This is a genomic window from Pseudoalteromonas sp. GCY (assembly GCF_016695175.1).
Lineage (GTDB): Bacteria > Pseudomonadota > Gammaproteobacteria > Enterobacterales > Alteromonadaceae > Pseudoalteromonas.
Genome location: NZ_CP068023.1, coordinates 4,141,893 through 4,164,248, shown reverse-complemented (window position 1 = coordinate 4,164,248; position 22,356 = coordinate 4,141,893). Strand labels below are relative to the sequence as shown.

General features: G+C 42.9%; 18 protein-coding genes. 17 read left to right on the top strand and 1 reads right to left on the bottom strand.

From position 1 onward, the window contains the following. The first annotated feature begins 45 nt into the window (after window positions 1-45). From mnmG to JJQ94_RS23875, 16 genes are all read left to right on the top strand, one after another. Complete coding sequence (gene mnmG, locus JJQ94_RS23950; RefSeq protein WP_099030036.1) at window positions 46-1,935, top strand: tRNA uridine-5-carboxymethylaminomethyl(34) synthesis enzyme MnmG; 1,890 nt, start codon at window positions 46-48, stop codon at window positions 1,933-1,935. A gap of 15 nt (window positions 1,936-1,950) precedes the next feature. Then, complete coding sequence (gene rsmG, locus JJQ94_RS23945) at window positions 1,951-2,571, top strand: 16S rRNA (guanine(527)-N(7))-methyltransferase RsmG (protein ID WP_099030035.1); 621 nt, start codon at window positions 1,951-1,953, stop codon at window positions 2,569-2,571. 14 nt (window positions 2,572-2,585) lie between these two features. Then, window positions 2,586-3,371 (top strand): ParA family protein, encoded by a 786-nt coding sequence (locus JJQ94_RS23940; RefSeq protein ID WP_099030034.1) that lies wholly within the window; start codon window positions 2,586-2,588, stop codon window positions 3,369-3,371. A 15-nt stretch (window positions 3,372-3,386) separates the two neighbouring features. Further along, window positions 3,387-4,325, top strand: coding sequence for a ParB/RepB/Spo0J family partition protein (locus tag JJQ94_RS23935; RefSeq protein WP_099030033.1), 939 nt, complete (start codon window positions 3,387-3,389; stop codon window positions 4,323-4,325). Between the two features lie 289 nt (window positions 4,326-4,614). Next, window positions 4,615-4,995: an ATP synthase subunit I gene (locus JJQ94_RS23930; RefSeq protein WP_010604145.1), complete on the top strand. Its 381-nt coding sequence runs from the start codon at window positions 4,615-4,617 to the stop codon at window positions 4,993-4,995. Window positions 4,996-5,010: 15 nt separating this feature from the next. Beyond that, window positions 5,011-5,868: a F0F1 ATP synthase subunit A gene (gene atpB, locus JJQ94_RS23925; protein ID WP_017218544.1), complete on the top strand. Its 858-nt coding sequence runs from the start codon at window positions 5,011-5,013 to the stop codon at window positions 5,866-5,868. Between the two features lie 78 nt (window positions 5,869-5,946). Next, window positions 5,947-6,180 (top strand): F0F1 ATP synthase subunit C, encoded by a 234-nt coding sequence (atpE, locus tag JJQ94_RS23920; protein WP_010376881.1) that lies wholly within the window; start codon window positions 5,947-5,949, stop codon window positions 6,178-6,180. 49 nt (window positions 6,181-6,229) lie between these two features. Continuing rightward, the gene (atpF, locus tag JJQ94_RS23915; protein WP_010376882.1) at window positions 6,230-6,700 is read left to right on the top strand and encodes a F0F1 ATP synthase subunit B; all 471 of its coding nucleotides are present in this window, start codon (window positions 6,230-6,232) and stop codon (window positions 6,698-6,700) included. Between the two features lie 16 nt (window positions 6,701-6,716). After that, a complete protein-coding gene (atpH, locus tag JJQ94_RS23910; protein ID WP_099030032.1) occupies window positions 6,717-7,250 on the top strand; it encodes a F0F1 ATP synthase subunit delta in 534 nt (177 codons plus the stop codon). A 14-nt stretch (window positions 7,251-7,264) separates the two neighbouring features. Continuing rightward, a complete protein-coding gene (atpA, locus tag JJQ94_RS23905; protein WP_010376884.1) occupies window positions 7,265-8,806 on the top strand; it encodes a F0F1 ATP synthase subunit alpha in 1,542 nt (513 codons plus the stop codon). Between the two features lie 52 nt (window positions 8,807-8,858). Then, window positions 8,859-9,719 (top strand): F0F1 ATP synthase subunit gamma, encoded by an 861-nt coding sequence (gene atpG, locus JJQ94_RS23900; protein WP_099030031.1) that lies wholly within the window; start codon window positions 8,859-8,861, stop codon window positions 9,717-9,719. Between the two features lie 32 nt (window positions 9,720-9,751). Further along, entirely contained in the window at window positions 9,752-11,137 is a 1,386-nt protein-coding gene (gene atpD / locus JJQ94_RS23895) for a F0F1 ATP synthase subunit beta (RefSeq protein ID WP_099030030.1), read from the top strand. Between the two features lie 13 nt (window positions 11,138-11,150). Further along, on the top strand, window positions 11,151-11,567 hold the full coding sequence (locus JJQ94_RS23890) for a F0F1 ATP synthase subunit epsilon (RefSeq protein ID WP_099030029.1): 417 nt from the start codon (window positions 11,151-11,153) through the stop codon (window positions 11,565-11,567). Between the two features lie 490 nt (window positions 11,568-12,057). Further along, entirely contained in the window at window positions 12,058-13,119 is a 1,062-nt protein-coding gene (locus tag JJQ94_RS23885; RefSeq protein WP_099030028.1) for an efflux RND transporter periplasmic adaptor subunit, read from the top strand. Next, window positions 13,116-16,205 (top strand): efflux RND transporter permease subunit, encoded by a 3,090-nt coding sequence (locus JJQ94_RS23880; RefSeq protein ID WP_099030027.1) that lies wholly within the window; start codon window positions 13,116-13,118, stop codon window positions 16,203-16,205. The genes JJQ94_RS23885 and JJQ94_RS23880 overlap by 4 nt, the downstream gene beginning before the upstream one ends. Before the next feature lie 1,051 nt (window positions 16,206-17,256). Beyond that, window positions 17,257-17,463, top strand: coding sequence for a hypothetical protein (locus JJQ94_RS23875; RefSeq protein WP_099030026.1), 207 nt, complete (start codon window positions 17,257-17,259; stop codon window positions 17,461-17,463). 162 nt (window positions 17,464-17,625) lie between these two features. On the opposite strand, the gene JJQ94_RS23870 is transcribed toward JJQ94_RS23875, so the two are convergent. Then, the gene (locus JJQ94_RS23870) at window positions 17,626-19,767 is read right to left on the bottom strand and encodes a winged helix-turn-helix domain-containing protein (RefSeq protein WP_099030025.1); all 2,142 of its coding nucleotides are present in this window, start codon (window positions 19,765-19,767) and stop codon (window positions 17,626-17,628) included. A gap of 162 nt (window positions 19,768-19,929) precedes the next feature. Here JJQ94_RS23870 and JJQ94_RS23865 point away from each other — a divergent pair, with 162 nt between their 5' ends. Then, window positions 19,930-22,353 carry a penicillin acylase family protein gene (locus JJQ94_RS23865; protein ID WP_099030024.1) on the top strand — a complete coding sequence of 808 codons (2,424 nt, stop codon included), beginning with the start codon at window positions 19,930-19,932 and terminating at the stop codon, window positions 22,351-22,353. The last annotated feature ends 3 nt before the right edge of the window (window positions 22,354-22,356 follow it).

Below are 22,356 nucleotides of genomic sequence, written 5' to 3'. Positions count from 1 at the left end.
CATCCTTTCTAAATTTGCTCGGTTGTTTTAAGTAGGATCCCGTAAATGATTTATCATGAACATTTTGATGTCATCGTTGTTGGTGGTGGACACGCAGGCACTGAAGCTGCACTTGCAGCTGCACGTATGGGTATGAATACCTTATTGTTAACACACAATATGGATACCTTAGGCCAAATGTCGTGTAACCCAGCTATTGGTGGGATTGGTAAAGGTCATTTGGTTAAAGAGATCGATGCGCTTGGTGGTGCAATGGCCAAAGCAATCGACAAAGGTGGGATCCAATTTCGAACGCTTAATTCATCGAAAGGCCCTGCGGTACGAGCGACTCGTGCTCAGGCAGATCGCGCATTGTATAAAGCTGCGATCCAAGACATTCTGCAACATCAAGAAAATTTAAAGATCTTCCAACAATCTTGTGATGATCTGATTGTTGAAGGCGATCAGGTCAAAGGTGTCGTAACTCAAATGGGTTTACGCTTTAGCGCTTCTTCAGTGGTGCTAACGGTTGGTACTTTCTTGGGTGGCCAGATCCATATTGGTTTAGAAAACTTTAAAGGCGGCCGTGCTGGCGATCCTCCTTCTATCGCTTTGGCTGAGCGTTTACGTGAAATGCCTTTTCGAGTCGATCGTCTAAAAACGGGTACACCACCACGTATCGATGCAAGAACCGTTGATTTTTCAGTGATGCAAGAGCAACCTGGCGATACCCCTACTCCGGTTTTCTCGTTTATGGGCAAAGTGTCTGATCATCCAAAACAGATCCCTTGTTATATCACCTATACCAATGAAAAAACCCACGATGTGATCCGCAATAACTTACATCGCTCACCGATGTATGCCGGCGTGATTGAAGGAATTGGTCCACGTTACTGCCCTTCCATCGAAGATAAGATTGTGCGTTTTGCTGATAAAGAAAAACATCAGATCTTCGTAGAACCCGAAGGTTTAACGTCATACGAGCTATATCCAAATGGTATCTCCACCAGCTTACCATTTGATATCCAACTGGAGATCGTGCGTTCTATTAAAGGGTTTGAGAATGCGCATATTTGTCGTCCTGGTTATGCAATTGAGTACGACTTCTTCGATCCTCGTGACCTTAAGCAATCATTAGAAACTAAGTTTATCAATGGCTTATTCTTTGCAGGTCAAATAAACGGTACAACCGGTTATGAAGAAGCTGGCGCACAAGGGTTGATTGCGGGTATGAACGCAGCCCTTCAAGTTCAAGGCCGTGAAGCATGGACACCGCGCCGTGATGAAGCTTATGCCGGTGTGTTAATTGACGACTTAGCAACGCTTGGTACAAAAGAACCTTATCGTATGTTTACCTCGCGTGCTGAATACCGTTTGTTACTGCGTGAAGACAATGCGGATTTACGTCTAACGGAAAAAGGTCGCGAATTAGGTTTAGTTGACGATGAACGCTGGGCTGCATACAACGACAAGCTTGAAGTTATGGAACAAGAAGCACAGCGTCTGCGCAATACTTGGATCCATAAAGATCACCCTGCACTTGAAGCGGTAAATGGATTATTGAAAAAACCACTGGTACGCGAAGCCAGTCTTGAAGATCTGATCCGCCGTCCTGAGGTTAATTATCACGACCTAATGGCAATTGAAGGATTAGGATCTGAGTTTGATAATATTCCAGCCCTTGAACAGGTTGAAATCCAAACTAAGTACGCCGGTTACATTGCGCGTCAACAAGATGAGATTAATAAACAGCTTCGTCATGAAGAGACAATACTGCCTGCTGAGTTTGACTATGGCCAGGTAAACGGCCTGTCAAATGAGGTTGTGGCAAAGCTAAGTGATGCTCGTCCACAAACGATTGGCCAAGCTTCACGTATTTCTGGTATCACCCCTGCTGCTATTTCGCTATTATTAGTGTATCTGAAAAAGCAAGGGCTATTACGTAAGTCGGCGTAATAGCAGTGGAACACTGTGTTATTAGAACAATTGAATGAATTACTCGCTGATACCTCAATCGAGCTCAGCGAACAACAAAAGCAGCAGTTGGTCGAATATGTCCAGCTGCTGGATAAATGGAACAAAGCCTACAACCTCACTTCCGTTCGTGACCCAAAAGAAATGATGGTAAAACACATCATGGACTCTTTGGTTGTTGCGCCACACCTAACGGGCAGTAACTATATTGATGTTGGCACCGGACCGGGTTTACCGGGTATGGTTTTAGCGATAGCTAGACCGGACATCAATTTTGTTCTTCTTGATAGCCTTGGTAAAAGAGTTCGATTTTTAATGCAGGTAAAACATGGGCTTGGCATTGAGAATGTTACCCCTGTGCAGTCTCGAGTTGAAGAATATCAGCCAAGTGTTAAATTAGACGGTGTACTCAGCCGTGCTTTTGCATCACTACAAGATATGATCCAGTGGTGTTCACATTTAATCGATAACCAAGGTGTATTCATAGCACTCAAGGGTCAATACCCTGCGGATGAGCTAGAACAATTACCAAACGGCGTGAGTTTATCGCAAGATATTAGTTTAGTGGTGCCCAAGCTTGAAGGTGAGCGCCATTTAATCATTCTTTCTAAAGATTAATTGTCGAGGACAATGTGGCAAGAGTCATTGCAATAGCAAACCAAAAAGGTGGTGTTGGTAAAACAACCACTGCGGTGAATTTAGCCGCGTCCATGGCGGCGACTAAACGTAAAGTTCTGTTGATCGATCTCGATCCCCAAGGCAATGCAACCATGGGCAGTGGCGTCGATAAATACGCCGATGTCGCTACGGTTTATGATCTGTTGATCGAAGAAGCGCCGATGGATCAAGTGATCACCACAGAAACCAGTGGTGAGTATCATTTGATCGCAGCAAATGGGGATGTAACCGCGGCAGAAGTCAAACTGATGGAGTTGTTTGCACGCGAAGTGAGACTACGTAACGCCCTTGAGACGATAAAAGATAAATATGAGTATATATTCATCGACTGTCCACCTTCATTAAATATGCTAACGGTAAATGCCATGGCTGCCGCTGATGCGGTTTTAGTTCCGATGCAGTGTGAATATTATGCACTGGAGGGATTAACGGCTTTGATGGACACCATTACCCAACTCGGTAAGTTGGTGAATCCAGGATTGCAAATTGAAGGCATTTTGCGCACTATGTATGACCCGCGTAATCGTCTAGCTAACGACGTATCTGAGCAGTTAAAACAACACTTTGGCGATAAAGTGTACCGGACTGTGATCCCTCGTAATGTGCGATTAGCGGAGGCGCCAAGTTTTGGAGCGCCTGCGATGTATTATGATAGAGCATCAAGCGGTGCGAAAGCTTATCTAGCGCTAGCGGGTGAAATGCTAAGACGCAAAGAAAAGCAAGCAACTGCGGTTGCCTAAGAGGATAAAAAGAACATGTCGGTTAAAAAACGTGGTTTAGGCCGAGGGTTGGATGCCCTACTCAGCTCAGCTAAACCTAATCCAAGTGCTGCGGCACCTGTGCCTAATCAAGAAAAAGCGGTTGCGACAGTCAGTGAAGCACCTGCCGAATCGGCGGTTGAACAAGAGTTACAACGATTACCTATTGAGTGGCTAAAGCCGGGTAAATATCAGCCGCGTAAAGATATGTCTGAACAGGCACTTGAGGAACTGGCGAGTTCGATCCGTTCACAGGGGATTTTACAGCCTATTGTGGTGCGTAAAGTTACCACGCAAAGCTTTGAAATTATTGCCGGTGAGAGACGTTGGCGCGCGGCACAACTGGCAAAGCAAGATACCGTTCCTTGTTTAATCAAAGATGTGCCGGATGAAGCGGCTGTTGCGATTGCGCTTATTGAAAACATTCAGCGTGAAGACCTCAATGCAATGGAAGAAGCAATTGCTCTAGATAGATTGCTAAATGAATTTGAACTCACGCATCAGCAAGTTGCCGATGCGGTGGGTAAATCGCGCACGACGGTCACCAATTTACTTCGTCTCAACAATCTCAACGATGATGTAAAAATCTTGTTGGAACATGGCGACATAGAAATGGGCCATGCTCGTTGTTTACTTGCCCTAACTGGTGAAGCGCAATCTGAAGCGGCAAGAACTGCTGTGGCCAAAGGGTTAACCGTAAGAGAAACCGAAAAACTGGTTCGTACCATTTTAGAGCCTATTGAGAAAAAAGAAGCGAAGCAAAAGGATCCTGATGTGAAGCTGCTTGAACAGCAATTACAGGAAAACTTAGGCGCAAAAGTTGAGATCAACTACAACCAAAAAGGTAAAGGTAAACTGGTTATTTCCTATGCTAGTTTGGATGAGCTTGATGGTATTTTGGGGCGTATTAACCCTGAAATGAATGAAGCTGACTAACGGTAAACTTAACTAATTGACTAATACGTGAATGCGGTGCTTTATTTTGCGCCGCTATTTTCTCACCGATATGCTGCGAAATAGCGAGAATACTAACAACTTTGATGGAAAAATAGCCACTCTTGTACAGGCTTGAATTTAAGCCTACCTCCCTAACAAATTTTGACCTATTTGGCGTCCAAAAAACGTCACATTTCGCCTCGTCAAGTTGCAAATTAAGCAGAAACAAGTATAATTTCGCCAGTTTTCATACCCTGATAAAATTTAACGTCATTAAGGTTAATATAAAGTGACTCATTCGTTAGCCCGCCCATACAGGCGAGCCGCATTACAAGGTGTTTTGATTCAGGGTATCGTAGCATTAGTCGCTGCAGTAATCGTTTTTATAGGTTGGGGAGTACAAGCCGGAGTTTCAGCATTAGCTGGCGGCGCTGTGTTGGTACTCCCTAATTTTGTATTTGCTGCTTACGCCTTTCGATTTATGGGTGCAAGCAAAGCAAATCAAGTATATTCCTCGATAAAACGAGGAAATGGATTAAAATTTTTGCTAACTGTTGTGCTCTTTGCACTGATTTTTAAGCATTTTTCAGTAATGATGCTGCCTTTCTTTGGCGCGTATATGCTCGTGATGCTGACACAATGGTTGGTCCTGATTTTTTTTAATCATTAACTTTTGGGATAAAACATGGCTGCAGAAGAAGTTACTCTATCAAGCCATATTCAGCACCACTTGACCAATGCCAAGATGTGCTCGACCGATGCCGGTCTTGCCTTCAACAAAGCATGTGCGGATAGTGGTTTCTGGACATGGCATGTAGATACCCTCGCATGGTCAATCGGTTTAGGTCTGATATTTTTATGGATCTTCCGAAGTGCCGCTAAAAAATCCACTATAGGTGTTCCTGGTAAATTCCAGTGCTTTATCGAGATGGTTGTTGAGTTCGTTGGTGCCAACGTACGTGACACTTATCATGGTAATAGCAAGTTAGTTGCACCTTTAGCCCTAACGGTCTTCGTTTGGGTATTCCTAATGAACTTGATGGATTTGATTCCAGTTGACTTCCTACCTGCATTCGCTGGCTTTGTTGGTGAACAAGCATTTGGTATGGATTCACACGATGTGTACATGAAGATTGTACCTACAACAGACTTAAACATGACAGCAGCACTGGCGCTAGGCGTGTTTATTCTGATGATCGGTTATTCAATTAAAATCAAAGGCATCGGTGGCTTTATTGCAGAATTAACATTGCACCCATTTAGCTCTAAAAACAAACTAATGATGGCAGTGTTGATCCCGTTTAACTTACTACTTGAAACAATCGCATTAGTTGCTAAGCCGTTCTCGCTAGCACTACGTTTGTTCGGTAACTTATACGCAGGTGAGATGATCTTCATCCTTATCGGTGCAATTGGTTTGATGCAGTTACCACTGCACTTCGTGTGGGCAGTATTCCACATTATGGTAATCGTACTTCAGGCATTCGTATTTATGATGCTGACTATCGTTTACCTCAGTATGGCTAGTACAGAAAGTCACTAATCTGCTGAATAATAAAGATTTTTACAACTTAAATTTAAACTTAAACTTTAATTTACTATTAAAACTTTGGAGATAAAAATGGAAATCGCAGTTGCTATTAAACTTATCGCTGTTGCACTACTAATCGGTTTTGGTGCTATCGGTACTGCACTAGGCTTCGGTAACATGGGTGGTAAGTTCCTAGAAGCATGTGCTCGTCAACCTGAGCTTGCGCCTTCACTACAAGTTAAAATGTTCATCCTAGCTGGTCTTATCGATGCCGTTGCAATGATCGGTGTAGGTATCGCTATGTACATGTTGTTCGCTCTTTAATATTGCAAAATACCTGAAACGAACAACTGTCAAGTAAGGAGGAGCGGTCGTGAACTTAAACGCCACTCTAATAGGTGAATTAATCGCATTTGTGGTCTTCGTATGGTTCTGTATGAAGTTCGTATGGCCACCACTAAATGGTGCGATTGAAGCTCGCCAGAAGAAAATCGAAGATGGTTTAGCGGCATCTGATGAAGCTGAGAAAGAACTTGAGCGCGTACGTGCACAAGGTGCTGAACAGTTGAAAGAAGCGAAAGCACAAGCGGCTGAAATCATCGAACAAGCTAAGAAGCGTGCTGCGCTAATTGTTGACGAAGAGACTACTCGTGGTCAGCAAGAGCGTGAAAAAATCATTGCTCAGGGACACTCTGAAATTGAGTCTGAGCGCAACCGTGTGAAAGAAGAGCTGCGTTCACAAGTCGCTGCACTTTCTATCGCAGGCGCTGAGAAGATTTTAGAGCGTGAAATCAATCAAGCCACACACAGTGACATCGTTGAAAAACTTGTCGCTGAGCTTTAAGTAGGAGGGTATGAGCATGTCTGAATTGACTACTATCGCTCGCCCATACGCTAAAGCGGCTTTTGAACTTGCCGTTGAAAAAGGCACAGTTGAAGCTTGGAATGAAATGCTGTTCTTCGCTGGTCAAGTTACCAGCGACGAACAGGTTCAGGCGCTACTTGGTAGCATCGCTACTGAATCACAACAGTCTGAAATCATTATCAAGTTATGTGCTGAGCAACTCAACGAACAAGGTCAAAATCTTATCAAGCTGATGGCCGAAAATGAGCGTTTAGCTGCCATTCCAGCTGTTGCAGAGTTGTTTGCTGAATTAAAAGCAGACTATGAAAAAGAAATCGAAGTAGATGTGGTTTCAGCAACAGTGCTTGCAGATGATACGCAAGCAAAATTGGTCGCGGCACTTGAGAAACGTTTCGCACGCAAAGTTAAGCTGAATTGTAGCATCGACGAAGCCATTGTAAGTGGCCTAGTGATTAAAGCCGGTGACACCGTAATCGACGGTTCTGTTCGCGGCAAGTTAGATCGTCTTGCGACGTCGCTACAATCGTAATTGGGAAAAAGAGCATGCAACTTAATTCCACAGAAATTTCTGCACTGATCAAGCAACGCATTGAGCAGTTTGAAGTTGTAAGTGAAGCGCGTAACGAAGGTACTATCGTATCTGTTACCGACGGTATCATCCGCATTCACGGTCTTGCTGACTGTATGCAGGGTGAGATGATCGAGCTTCCTGGCAACCGTTATGCTATCGCACTAAACCTTGAGCGTGACTCAGTAGGTGCTGTAGTAATGGGTCCATACGCTGACCTTAAAGAAGGCGTAAAAGTTAAATCAACTGGTCGTATCCTTGAAGTACCTGTAGGCCGTGGTCTACTAGGTCGTGTTGTTAACACGCTAGGTGAGCCAATCGACGGTAAAGGCGCTGTTGATAACGATGGTTTTGAACCAGTTGAAAAAATCGCACCTGGCGTAATCGAGCGTCAATCAGTAGATGAGCCAGTACAAACTGGCTATAAGTCTATCGATGCGATGATCCCAGTTGGTCGTGGTCAGCGTGAGCTTGTGATCGGTGACCGTCAGACTGGTAAAACAGCACTAGCAATCGATGCTATCATCAACCAAAAAGACACAGGCGTTAAGTGTGTGTACGTAGCGGTTGGTCAAAAAGCGTCAACAATTGCTAACGTAGTACGTAAACTAGAAGAGCACGGTGCACTTGCAAACACTATCGTAGTAGTTGCTTCTGCATCAGAATCTGCAGCGCTACAATTCCTAGCGCCGTTCTCTGGTTGTACTATGGGTGAATACTTCCGTGACCGCGGTGAAGATGCACTAATCGTATATGATGATTTGTCTAAGCAGGCTGTTGCTTACCGTCAAATCTCACTACTACTTAAGCGTCCACCAGGCCGTGAAGCATACCCAGGTGACGTTTTCTATCTTCACTCACGTCTTCTAGAGCGTGCGTCTCGTGTAAACGCTGACTACGTTGAGAAGTTCACAAATGGTGAAGTGAAAGGTAAAACAGGTTCATTGACGGCATTGCCAATCATTGAAACTCAAGGTGGTGACGTTTCTGCATTCGTACCTACCAACGTTATCTCAATCACTGACGGTCAGATCTTCTTAGAAACTGACTTGTTCAACGCAGGTATCCGTCCAGCGGTTAACGCTGGTATCTCGGTATCTCGTGTAGGTGGTGCAGCTCAAACTAAGATTGTTAAGAAACTAGGTGGTGGTATCCGTCTAGCGCTAGCTCAGTACCGTGAACTAGCGGCGTTCTCTCAGTTCGCTTCTGACCTTGATGATGCAACACGTGCACAGCTTGAACACGGTGAGCGTGTAACAGAGCTAATGAAGCAGAAACAGTACGCACCGATGTCTGTTGCTGATATGTCATTATCGCTATTTGCAGTAGAGAAAGGCTTCCTAAAAGATATCGAAATCAACAAGATCCTTGATTTCGAAGCAAGCCTAATCGCATTTGCTAAGAGCGAGTACGCAGAGCTAATGGCTCAAATCAATGAAACTGGTAACTACAACGCCGAGATCGAAGCGCAGCTTAAAGAGCTTCTTGAGAAGTTCAAGTCTACGCAAACTTGGTAATGTGTTATTAAGGTGAGTAGGTAACTACTCACCGAGATTCGGAGAGAGAGTCATGGCCAGCGGAAAAGAGATAAAAAGCAAGATCGGGAGTATCAAGAATACTCAAAAGATCACCAGCGCAATGGAGATGGTTGCCGCTTCTAAAATGAAGAAGGCACAAGAACGCGTAGCGTCTAGTCGTCCATACGCTGAAAACTTACGCAAAGTGATCGGTCGTATTGCTCAGGCTAATCTTGATTTCCATCACCCGTTTCTAGAAGAACGTGATGTGAAACGAGTTGGTTATATCGTTATCTCTACAGACCGTGGTCTTTGTGGTGGCTTAAACTCAAACGAGTTTAAGCGTGTAGCGAAAGACGTGAAAGCGTGGAAAGAAAAAGGTGTTGAGGCGTCGTTCGCAACACTAGGTAGCAAAGCTGCTGGTTTCTTTAGACGTTTTGGTGGTTCGCTTGAAGCCAAAAAGGCAGGGCTGGGAGATGCACCTTCAATTCAGGACGTAATTGGTCCTGTAAAAGTAATGCTAGATGCATACGAAGAAGGCAAAATTGACCGCTTATTCGTTGTGTACAACAAGTTTGTCAACACAATGAAACAAGAGCCTGTTATCGATCAGTTATTACCTTTGCCAAAAGCTGAAGAAGAAGTATCAGCTCACGCTTGGGATTACTTATATGAGCCAAGCCCAGAGGCGATTTTAGAGACACTAATTGTGCGCTTTATTGAGTCTCAGGTTTACCAAGGCGTAGTTGAGAATGCTGCCTCTGAGCAAGCTGCCCGTATGGTTGCGATGAAAGCCGCAACGGATAACGCAGGTGGCCTGATTGATGAGCTACAGCTGGTATACAACAAGGCACGTCAAGCCGCAATCACACAAGAAATCAGTGAGATTGTGAGCGGTTCGGCTGCCGTGTAACGCTTCGGCAAAGTTTAATAAGAGGAATAGACATGAGTTTAGGTAAGGTCGTCCAAATTATCGGCGCCGTTGTGGATATCGAGTTTCCACAAGACAACGTGCCAGCCGTATATGACGCACTAAAAGTTACAGAAGGCGACTTAGTTGGTTTGACACTAGAAGTGCAACAGCAGCTAGGTGGCGGTGTGGTACGTGCTATCGCACTTGGTACTACTGACGGTTTACGTCGTAGTACATCAGTAGAAGGCACTGGCGGACCAATCATGGTTCCAGTTGGTACAAAGACCCTAGGTCGTATCATGAACGTACTTGGTGACGCGATTGATGAAGCGGGTCCTATCGGTGAAGAAGAGCGTTGGTCTATTCACCGTGCAGCACCATCATACGAAGAGCAGAGCAGCTCAGTTGAACTTCTAGAGACTGGTATCAAGGTTATCGACCTTGTATGTCCATTCGCTAAAGGTGGTAAAGTTGGTCTATTCGGTGGTGCGGGTGTAGGTAAAACCGTAAACATGATGGAACTTATCCGTAACATCGCAATCGAGCACAGCGGTTACTCAGTATTCGCAGGTGTTGGTGAGCGTACTCGTGAGGGTAATGACTTCTACCATGAGATGAACGACTCAAACGTACTAGATAAAGTATCACTAGTATATGGTCAGATGAACGAGCCACCGGGTAACCGTCTACGTGTTGCACTAACTGGTCTAACAATGGCTGAGAAGTTCCGTGACGAAGGTCGTGACGTACTATTCTTCGTAGATAACATCTACCGTTATACACTAGCAGGTACTGAAGTATCAGCACTTCTAGGTCGTATGCCTTCAGCGGTAGGTTACCAGCCTACACTAGCTGAAGAAATGGGTGTTCTACAGGAGCGTATCGCATCAACTAAGACAGGTTCAATCACTTCAATCCAAGCGGTATACGTACCTGCGGATGACTTGACTGACCCATCTCCAGCAACCACGTTTGCTCACTTAGATGCGACAGTAGTACTTTCTCGTGATATCGCGTCTCTAGGTATCTACCCTGCGGTAGACCCTCTAGATTCAACTTCACGTCAGCTTGACCCACAAGTTATCGGTCAAGAGCACTACGACACTGCACGTGGCGTTCAAACAGTTCTACAGCGTTATAAAGAGCTGAAAGACATCATCGCAATTCTAGGTATGGACGAGCTATCTGACGAAGATAAGCAAGTTGTATCTCGTGCACGTAAGATCCAGCGTTTCCTATCTCAGCCATTCTTCGTTGCTGAGGTATTTACAGGTGCACCTGGTAAATACGTATCTCTTAAAGACACAATCTCTGGCTTTAAGGGCATCCTAAACGGTGATTACGATGATATGCCTGAGCAGGCATTCTACATGGTTGGCTCAATCGACGAAGCGATCGATAAAGCTAAAAACATGTAATTAGGAGGTTGTTATGGCAATGACAGTACACCTTGATGTAGTAAGTGCAGAGCAGAGCTTGTTCTCTGGCGCTGTGACTACTATCCAAGTGACAGGTAGTGAAGGTGAGCTTGGTATTCATCCAGGTCACGCGCCACTGCTGACTGGCCTAAAACCTGGTATGGTACGTTTGGTTAAAGCAGATAGCTCAGAAGAAGTTATCTACGTTGCAGGCGGTACGCTTGAAGTTCAACCACAAACAGTAACTGTTCTAGCGGACGTTGCTATTCGTGCGGAAGAGCTTGACGAGCAAGCTGCTGAAGAAGCTAAACGTGAAGCGGAAGCGCAATTAGCTTCAGGCAATGCGAGCGAGCTGGATTATCAGCGTGCGGCATTGCAGCTTGAAGAAGCCCTTGCGCAACTACGCCTTCTACGCCAGCTGCGCAAATAAGCAGCCACCTATCTGGTTATCAAAAACCCACGCATCGCGTGGGTTTTTTTATGCACGGTGTATACCACTCAATCAATTTGAAAGTATCAAGTCGACCCAAACGAAGTTCAAAATTTCTTATTGAGGTTGCCTACTTGGGTTTATACCAATTCACTTAATTAAGCAAATTGGTATTACTTAGTACAGTTAAACTTTCCTACTCTTAGAAGAGCTACAAAATGGCCACCAACTTACTGTGACAGTATTAATTCTTTATGTTGAAGTTCTTTTTTTAGGAATGCTAACGTATCAAATATGCAGGCTTAAGCTGTTTGTCACGATTCATTACTTTCTGTATCTGTTGTTATAACTATATGTTTATTATGCTAATAATTACTTGGTCACACGTTGTGGCGTGAGGTAACAACACTTCACTTCTCGTATCCGCTCTCTACTCTCTAAACTCACCAAAACAAACACAGAGAAAAGTGAAATCAACGGGGATCAAGTTATGAAAATTTTTACGCATCAAGTCGGTTTGTTGTTGCTACTCCTTGTGTCTCAGCACAGCTTAGCGCAGCGTATCGTGACTACCGCTCCGGTTGTCGAAAATAGTCGAGGGATCACGAGTAAGTTGGTTGCAGAGGTTGTTGATTCAGATGCCATCGTACTATCTAGTTACAGCAGCGCGCACGTTCTTAGGATTAAAAAGATTGGAGAGCGAGTAAATGCTGGCGATGTGATTGCACAATTGGATACTCAATTTCTATCGTTGTCGGAGCAAAAAAAGCGCTTTGAGATTCGCCAAGCTGAGGCTCAGGTACAGCATCTTAATGTTGAGTTAAAGCGACTCGAAACCTTATCAAAAACTAAAAGTGTTAATCAATCGGAGTTAGATCAGCTTACTTATGAGCTTGCGAACGCCAAAAATAAGGTATCTGAGCTTGAAGTCAGTCTGACAGAAATCCAAAGACATATTTCGCTTAGCACAATTCGTGCCTCTGAAAGTGGCTTTGTTGCGGAAACCTTCGTACGTAAAGGCGAATTTGTCCAAGAAGGAGATGCGATTGCAAGAGTCAATAATTTTGCTGCAATTGAGTTGTCAAGTCAGCTTCCCATTGAACTACTTGATTATATTGATGAGCATGCCGAACTGATCATCGAAAGTGAGCTACAGGTACCGAAGCGCATTGGCACAGCCAAAGTCGCGAGAGTAGTACCTGAAGTAAGTGTAGGGACTGGCGCTGTAAAGTTATTTGTTGAACCGGAACCTGAACTGAAAGATAAACTAGTATTAGGTTCTAACCTGTCCATACAACTCACAATTACGATACCAAATAGTCTGCTTATCCCTGGTGATGCGCTAATCCCAAGAGGCAAGGATAGTTTTGTTTACAAGTTAAAAGCTGATAGTTCAGTAGAAAAAGCCAATGTAAAGGTGCTTGCTGGCATTAATGGTGATTATGTCGTGAGCGGTGCACTATCTGCCGGGGAGGTTGTTGTCACTCGAGGTGGGCTTGGTTTGAAATCCGGTGATGTGGTAAAAGTGGATGAAAGGGTAGCTCAATTATGAATAGTAGAATACTGAAAAATCCTCACTACGTGGTGAGTTTTTTTCTCATCATAATCATCTTGGGTATTGCCGCTATACCCAAACTCCCTGTTCAATTACTTCCAGATATTGGTGAAGACCGAATTGTTGTAGGAAATTTCTGGCCGGGTGCATCGCCCATGGAAATGGAACGTCAGATTGTTGAACCAGTAGAGGAGCTGCTAAGTAAAGTACCCGGAGTGTTGCGCTATGAAACCGATACTGGGACGGGATTTGCTTGGGTAAATATGACCTTTCAGCCAGGCACTGATATGCAGGAGGCTTATATTGAAGTTATCGATAAGATGAATCAATTTAATACGCGGCCAAAAACAGCACTAGAACCAATCATTCAAAACAAGTCAAAAGATAATAAAGGAAGTATTGCCGGCCTAGTACTTTTCCCAAATAGTGCAGGGGTTCCGGCTGATCGAGCAAGATACACAGAGGTATTTGAGAAATATGTCAGACCTAGAATCCTAGCGATTCCGGGAATTAGCAGCCTCTCACCTTTAGCGTCTACTGAACAGCGCATAGATATTATTTTTGACCCTGAAAAGTTGACTAAATACACGTTGACGATAGATCAAATGCTAAATATTTTGCGCAATTCTCTAGATCAAAGTGTTGGTATCGTTGAACAAGGTACACGCAACTTTGCGGTACGTTTTGAGGGTCGTCGTGATATCTCAGATCTCAATGGGCTAGTTATCGCTAAGAATGAACAAAAGGTGGTTACACTCGGTGATGTTGCCTACATCGAAAATGCCTTTGTTACTGATTCATCGCCAGTTTACTGGAAGCGACAGCAAGCTTTTTATGTCAGCGTTAATGCCGCAACTGGCTCAAATGCTTTGGCATCTTTGGCACAGCTAAGAAAAGTGATGACTGAACTCAATACTACAGTACTGCCTGAGCTAGGTGTACAAATGGAATTGACCAAGGATGACTCTAAAACCATCAATAGTGCAGTAAGTATGGTGCAAAATAACCTGATCCTCGGGGTTGTATTATCTACTTTAATTCTATTTTTGTTTGTTAGAAAGCTCCCGGTTATCGCGATGATATTCATCAGTTTGCCAATTTCCATTTTGGCCACATTTTTGGCTATGCAGGTTTTGGGTAGAACATTTAATGTGATATCGCTTGCCGGTATTGCTCTGTCGACAGGTATGATTTTGGATGCTGCAATCGTCGTGGTTGAAACTGCAGTGCGATATCGAGAGCAGGGGGAGCGTGTTGTAGATGCGATACGTAAAACGATGGCTGAGGTATCGGGAGCGCTGGTAAATTCAGTGGTATCTAGCATCATCGTATTTGCTCCAATACTTTTGATGCAAAGTGCAGAGGGCAAGCTATTCCACGATTTGGCCATCACTATTTCATCGGCTCTAGGCGCTTCTTTGTTTGTTGCTTTACTGCTGTTGCCACTGCTTTTACGCTATATTTTGCCTAGTATCAAAGCACTGGATACGACAGGAGACTTTGTCGATAGAATTTCTGCACGCCTTGCACGTATGGTAGTAAGTTCACGAAACCGAAGTGCGATGCTCCTGTTGTTAGTGATAGTACCAATCGCCGGGCTGATATTACTCGCGCCTAAGTTGAACATTTTACCGCAAGTGGAAGGAACGCGCGTTAACGTGTCTGTTAATGTCAACCAAAGTATGAATCATGAAGCGTTAACCAGTGAGTTGTTGATGCCCATAAATCAACTGATTGAAGCTGAGCAGGAACAGCAACAAGGTCCGCTGATTGATAAGTTTTTGTCATTTGTTTCGGGAAGTTCGTCGGTCCAGTTGGTGCTATACCCCAAAGAACCTGAGCAGGCTGAGCAATTAAAGTCTTGGGCAAAAAATACACTGGAAGCGGCTTTTCCACATGCGAATGTGTATGCCAACTTTAACTCTTTACTTGGTTTTGGTTTGTCTACCAATCGTCGGGTTACTATCGACTTTACCGGTACGTCGCTGGATGATTTGCAATTAATTGGGCGAGAAGTGTATGAGCATCTAAACACCAATATGGGTTATGCCAACCCGTGGAGCAACACCCCGTTGTATAATGATGACCCACAAATTATCTTTACTCCAAAAGACAATCAGCTGCTTGAATTGGGAGAGTCCCAGTATAATTTGTCACAGAAGTTACGTGCTCTGACCGACGGTGTCTATATTGGGGAATATTCTAATGGCACAAAAAACTTACCAATCTATATCAAAGGGGAAGATTGGGATGCCATCAATAATGTAATGGATACACCATTGTATTTTCCACTTGAAAACAAAGTTACCCTGTTAAGGACCTTAGTTGATTATGAGTTGGATGTCGGGCCAAGTTCTTTATATCGTCTAAATGGCTTTCGTACATTGTCAATTAATGTAACGCCACCGCCTAGCATTCCCTTATCTACTTTTATTGACGATCTCAAAGTTCAAGTGACCCCTATTATTGGGCAACATATGCCACAGTCTGTTTCGGTGTCCTATCGTGGTAGCGCGAGTAAATTAAATGAGCTTATTTCGGATATGCTGCAACAGTTTAGCTTTGCAATGCTAATTCTATTTTTACTTGTATCCGGGTGGTTTAAGTCTTTCCGCAATGGTTTGGCTATTATGCTATCGTTACCTATTGCACTGATTGGCGGGATGTTAGCACTCAATACCGTTAATCTTTTTACCTATCAACCCTTAGATGTTATCTCAATGATGGGGTTCATCATTCTAATTGGACTCGTTATTAATAATGCGATTCTGTTTGTTGGTCATTTTAATGAGCTTGAGAGTTTGCGCTATACCACAGGCGAGAAAATTCAGTTGGCGATTAAATCACGAGCACGGCCTATATATATGAGTACACTGACGAGTATTTTTGGGATGTTGCCTCTAGCAATTATTCCTGGCGTGGGTTCGGAGATTTATCGTGGCTTGGCCATTGTGATCGTTGGTGGTATGACATTCAGTGCTATATTTTCTCTTTCTGTTATGGCTGCCTTGTTAAGTTTACCCGTTTTCGCCAAATACAAAGAGCGTGAAGTCCTGTTTCCACATGCTGAAACGGTTTCATAATATTTATTTACCTAGTTGAACCACGTCAAGGCCACACTTAGTTGTGGCCTTTTTATTGTATTGCACGTTGTAACTCTTATGAGTTGTAGAACTCTGGTTTTGCTTTGAAACGTGTAAAGTTGGAAACCCCATCAAGGCTACACGATGTGTAATATTATGCCGTAATGTACAAGAGTATTTGAGTCTGTGCTTAGCTCTATGACATTAAGTATTAATCGAATATTACACCCAACAATACGCCTCTCATTTAACATTACGATCTGATTTCCGTAAGCTTGGGAGTCATTATTGTGAGTTAATTCGCATTGAAGTATTGTGACAGATTTATTTCATGACAGCAGCTTATACGCTAAAACTTAGTTAGCAGTGTTAACTTATTCTCATATTACAACTATTCAGGTCCCATTCCATCTTCACACACCTGTGACTATCCGCTATGAATAGCCTAATAAAACAAAAAAATACTTAGTAATAGATAAAAGATAGCAATATTGATTTTTTACATATTATTGTTTTTGTTGGTTTTATTTCTGTTTTTGGCATGTAATCAATTGAAATAATGCGTAGTCATGAATGGTGGGGTGGTAAATAGGCTTTTTACGCTTAAAGTAGATTCATCAACTCGGAGCACGATAATAAAGTAAATGAGTGCTCGACTCGATATAAATTAAACTCAAAAATTGGAAATAAATATGTTCTCTACATTAAAAAAACTAGCGCTAACAACTCTACTTACTTTAACTACAGTATCTGTAAATGCTTATGAGCAAGATACTAATAGTCAAGATAGTGCAACAGTAACGGATGACTTTGTAGTAACACCTGCATGCCCTAGTTTTCCTAAGTGTTGGCCGGCTCTTCCTCCAACATCAACGTCACAATACAACGCAAATAAGGAGTAAAACGATAACATCGAAGAGATTGCTTACATCCTATTTCCAATGCTGAAAAAGTGGTAATAGGTGATGCACTCGGTAGTGATAATGTTACTGAATAAGCACTACGAAACAAAAAAATATAATTAAAAACAAAAGTTACACAAGGATATAATATGTTTTCTAAAATAAACTCAACAACAATGAAATCACTTTTTATCGGCACAGTATTTTTTATTCTATGGGCGCCAGTAAAGGCTTCTGAGCAACCTTATTACACGAATGGTGCCAACACCACGGGTACCCCAAATGGTGAGATTATTACCCCAAGTTGCCCAAACTTCCCTAAGTGTTGGCCGGAAGATAATTCAACGGAAGAGTAATAATGACACTCTACTGCCAAGTGGATACTTACATGCGGTAGTTGGATTATTTAAGGTCACATAGTAAAAGGTTAAGAAAGGCGTTTTAACACCTATGATCGTTCTAGCCCGTTGTCCTCTGCAAAATGATATGTGATGCAGAGGACACTTTATCGTATCGAGTTAAAAATAGACGTTGTAAAGGTCGGTACTCGGTGCTGCTCGTTGCAGTAGCAATAGCTTTTGTTCGCTCGGATGGAGTTGAAATTTTGCGTAGAATGCGTATTTCAGTAGAGAAGCTCGCTCAGACTTGCCTGAATTCAAATCTGTACGAACCAAATCATACTTATAACCATTTGAGACAGAATAATAGACGTATTGAGATGTGAGGTGCCAAGAAATATTAGACGCTAACTCTAGCTTTGCTATCGGTTTACTTTCTTTCATCGTGTCTAATGGTGCTCGATACAATTGGCCATCAGTACGCTGATAATATAGATACTGCCCTTTGAGATCCTCTTTTGCACTGACTACATTAGAAAGCAGTGGTTCTGATTTACCGCTGTTGACATCTTGGCGGATAAGCCAAAACTGATTGCCTTCCTTTCGTGAGAAGTAGATTGAACGTCCATCATTGCTCCAGCTCGGGTTTTGAATATTTTCTAACTGAGTGGTTAGATAGTGTATTTGTTTGCTATTGATATCTAAGGTAAATAGTTGGCGGTCTAAAATACCGAGTATGGAGTGATGCTTCGGGTGATACTCCAGATCGCTTATATTGTGATGCTGAGTAAACTCGGTTAATAACTCCATTTTTCCTGATGTTGAATAAGTAACGATTTGTGGAATATTGTCATATTCATAGCGGAACACTATGCTATTTGAGTCTGCCAGATAATCGGGATGTCCCTCTTTACCCGCAAGTGAAAACTCAAATAAGTTGTTGATACTATTGTTAAAGAATGGATTCTTAACTTCAATAATATCACGCACATTTTCTTCTTCCTTACCTACTAACAAGCAATGTTTTCCGCAGGTACTGTAAATTGAAGATAGCCCAAAATCGGTTTGCACTTGGGGGGTGAGCTCATTTTTCTGAGCGTTAAAAAAGAAGATTTCATTATTATTTGACAGATAAAGGCCTGAACCGCTTTCATCCCAAACGATATTTTGCGGTATAAAGTCAAGTACGGTATTGCTCTGCACTTTTCCAGAGGCCAATTCTAAAATGATCAAATGTGTCCGTTGATAATTTGAGTATCTTAAAACGCCAAGGCGTGATCCATCCCCTGAAATCGCTGAAAAGTAATCTCCATAAGGATTAAAGTCTGGGTAAGTTACCTGAGTTAGGCGTTTACTGTTAATATCGATCTTAAAGATGGTATTTGGATAATCCGATTGCTTTTTCAGGGAAAAGTACAGCGCACTATCGTCTGGAGCCCAGGATAAATTTGGCTGAGATGTATCATACTCGTAGATCACCTCTTCCTTAGAAACATCCATTGCATCATCTAGCGATAAGATGACTAGTTCTGCATGATTGCCTTTTTGTTTTTGTGCAGCTATTTTCTTTCCATTTTTAGAGAATTTAGCTGAATAATAATTAGCCTCGCCTGAACTTAACCTTTTGGTAACGTTGGTTGACAAAGATTTAATGTATAAGTTAAAAAAACCCGACACGTCTTTACGATGAGAATAGACGACCATATCCGACTCTTTGTGGTAATCCGCCCAATCCTCTTCACCTGACATACTGGTGACTGCTTTTATTTGTTGTATTTCCTTTTTAGTAGGTTTCAAAATATAAGCGTAAGCCACATAGCAAGTAATTAATATTACTATAAGCAATATAAACAAATACTTAGCTTGATTTTGAATGGTTTTTCTAATGTTCTTATTATCAGGGGATTGAATATTGCCAACGGTGTGATCAGCGCCGTTACCTTGTGTGACCGTCTCAATATTTACTTCGGCAATAAGCAGGTAGCCTTTGCTTGGTACGGTTTTTATATAAGTAGGAGACTTTACATCGTCACCTAGCGCATCTCTGAGCTTTTTAACCACTCGGCGAATAGCATTATCTGAAACGATGCGTCCATCCCAAACATGATCAAGCAGCTCTTTTTGGCTTACATAGTCACCTTGGCGCTTAACTAGGTAGCATAAAAGCTCCATGGTTAAGGGTTCTAGCTTAATTACTCGTTCGGCTTCACTCTCGGCGTTGTTGTCATACAAGCGTGTTTTTTTGAAATCGATCTGAAATTGACCAACTGTAATTTGTTTATCTTCTAACCAAATTGCCCTGTTAACACTATTACCATTCATGATTGTATTGTGTTTATTTAATGTGTTTTTTTGTTACCGACCAATGTAACACATTATAATGGGAAGTGTTTTGTCTTTCTGTGCTGATTATTCAATTATCTTGGCTAGTTTAGTTTTGTTCACCGTGTGTCGTGCACAAGGAACAGGTATTGGAAAGCGAAGATGAGCATAGAAAGAAAACATAGCACTATAAAGAAGGCACTATTATTTAGTGGCCTATCAACTATGGTAATAACCAGTTGCGCTAGTTATTGGTTATGGGATCGACTGAATTCTGCTCTGCCTTTATTAAATGGTGAAGTTAATCTTCCTCATGTTGAAAATGAGGTTGTTATAGACAGAGACAGAAGCGGTGTGCCATCCATTATTGCACAGACAAGAATGGATGTATCTCGAGCAATGGGCTTCTTACATGCTCAAGAGCGCTTTTTTCAAATGGATTACCTGCGTCGAAAGGCTGCTGGTGAACTTAGTGCACTTTTTGGTGAGTCTTTTGTTAGTGCTGACAAGGAAGCTAGACTGCATCAATTCAGAAAGTCTGCACGACAAGCTTATGAAAGTTTAGATGTTAGACACAAAGCACTACTTGATGCCTATGTTGAAGGTGTAAATGCTGGGCTTGAAAAGCTAGACAGTACCCCATTTGAATATACTTTGTTACAGGCATCACCAAATCTTTGGCAAGCGGAGGACTCATTTTTAGTCTCTTTTGCCATGTTTATGGAGATGCAAGGCCATGATTACCGTAATACACTTTATCTAAATAAGTTACGACAAAACTTACCACAGGCACTGGTTGACTTTCTGGTGCCGCTGGGTACTTCTTGGGATCAACCATTAGATACACAACATCTTGCCGCTATATCTATTCCTAGTGCTGAAGTTTACTCACTAAAAAGTGCTACTGACACCAGTCAAGACATTCTTGCGTTGCATGAGCAAGCTGATTCTTTATATACAATGGCGTTACAAGATAGCCCTTCAGTTGCTGGCAGTAATAATTGGGCTGTGTCGGGTACAAATACAAAATCCGGCAAGGCTTTAGTTGCCAATGATATGCACTTAAACCTCAATGTTCCCAATATTTGGTATCGAGTTGGCTTTTCGTGGCACGAAGCGGATGAAGACCGCAAATTAACCGGTGTTTCCTTACCCGGTCTACCACTGATGATTGCGGGCAGTAATACGCATATAGCCTGGGGTTTCACTAACTCTATGGGAGATTGGTCTGATTTGCTGCGGATCCCTGCAGATAAAGGCCAAGAACTAGTCACACATATTACACAGCGCATTGATGTTAAGGACGCTGAGCCTGTGGAATATGTCGTTGATGTCACTCCTTACGGACCTGTCGTTGAACGTGAACAGAATGGCGATTTATTGGTTTTACGTTGGGTCGCCCATTCATCCTCTGCAGTCAACTTAGGGTTATTGGAGGTTGAGCGTGCATCTAGCGTTGATACCGCGCTGCCTTTATTCAATAACACGCATATGACGCATCTCAATGTAGTGGTGGGTGATGAGCAAGGGAATATTGGCTGGACGATGTTGGGAGCATTACCAAAGAGAGCCCATTCAGTATGGGCTCCCATCGACTATGACGATAAAGAATATGACTGGTCCGGGTACTTAACGACAGATAAATATCCGAAACGTGTTAATCCTAAATCGGGTTTTATTTTTACTGCTAATGCACGAGTCGTTTCAGGTGATGAACTAGATATTATTGGTCGCGAAAACTACGCCCTTGGCGCGAGAGCGCAGCAAATTCATAACGGTCTCAGAGTGATGCATGAGCCTAGTGAAGCCCAGATGTTGCGTACACAGCTCGATAGTCGCGCAATATTTCTCCAGCGTTGGCAGTATCTGCTGCTGTCTATTATGAATGAAGAGTTCATGGCCAAATATCCTGAATTGGCCGAATACCGAAAAATTGTCAATAACTGGAATGGTAAAGCACTTAAAGACTCCACCGGTTATTTGTTGGTGAGAGCATTCAGAACTCAGGTCGCACGCCGAGTTTTTAGCGGCATTCTGAGTGGAGTTAATGAAAGTAATCCCGACCTAAATGTTTTTGACTACTTCAGCTTAACCAGTCAGTGGGAAGGGCCACTATGGAAGTTAGTCAATGAACACCCAGATCACCTTTTAAATACACATTTTGAGTCTTGGCAAGCTTTGTATGCCGATGCTCTGACTTTTTTGAATGACCACTTTAATAACACTCATGGCTCGATAGCGAATGCCAAATGGGGTGACTACAACAAAGTTGCTATTTCTCATCCTGTCGCTGGTGCTCTGCCACTCATTGGGAGGTTCTTTAATATCCCAGAATACGGTGCGGACGGAGATATCAACATGCCCCTAGTGCAGGAACAAAGCTTCGGTGCCTCGATGAGAATGGGGGTGACACCAGGTGAAGAGCAAAGTGGATTCTTTCATATGCCTGTAGGTCAAGCGTCCAATCCAATGTCGCCATACTGGATGGCGGGGCATGACGACTGGCAAAAAGGGGTGTTCTCGCCATTTTTGCCGCAGGAAACCGTTTACTCGCTCAAGCTACTCCCCGCTGAGTCTAAGGAATAAGCC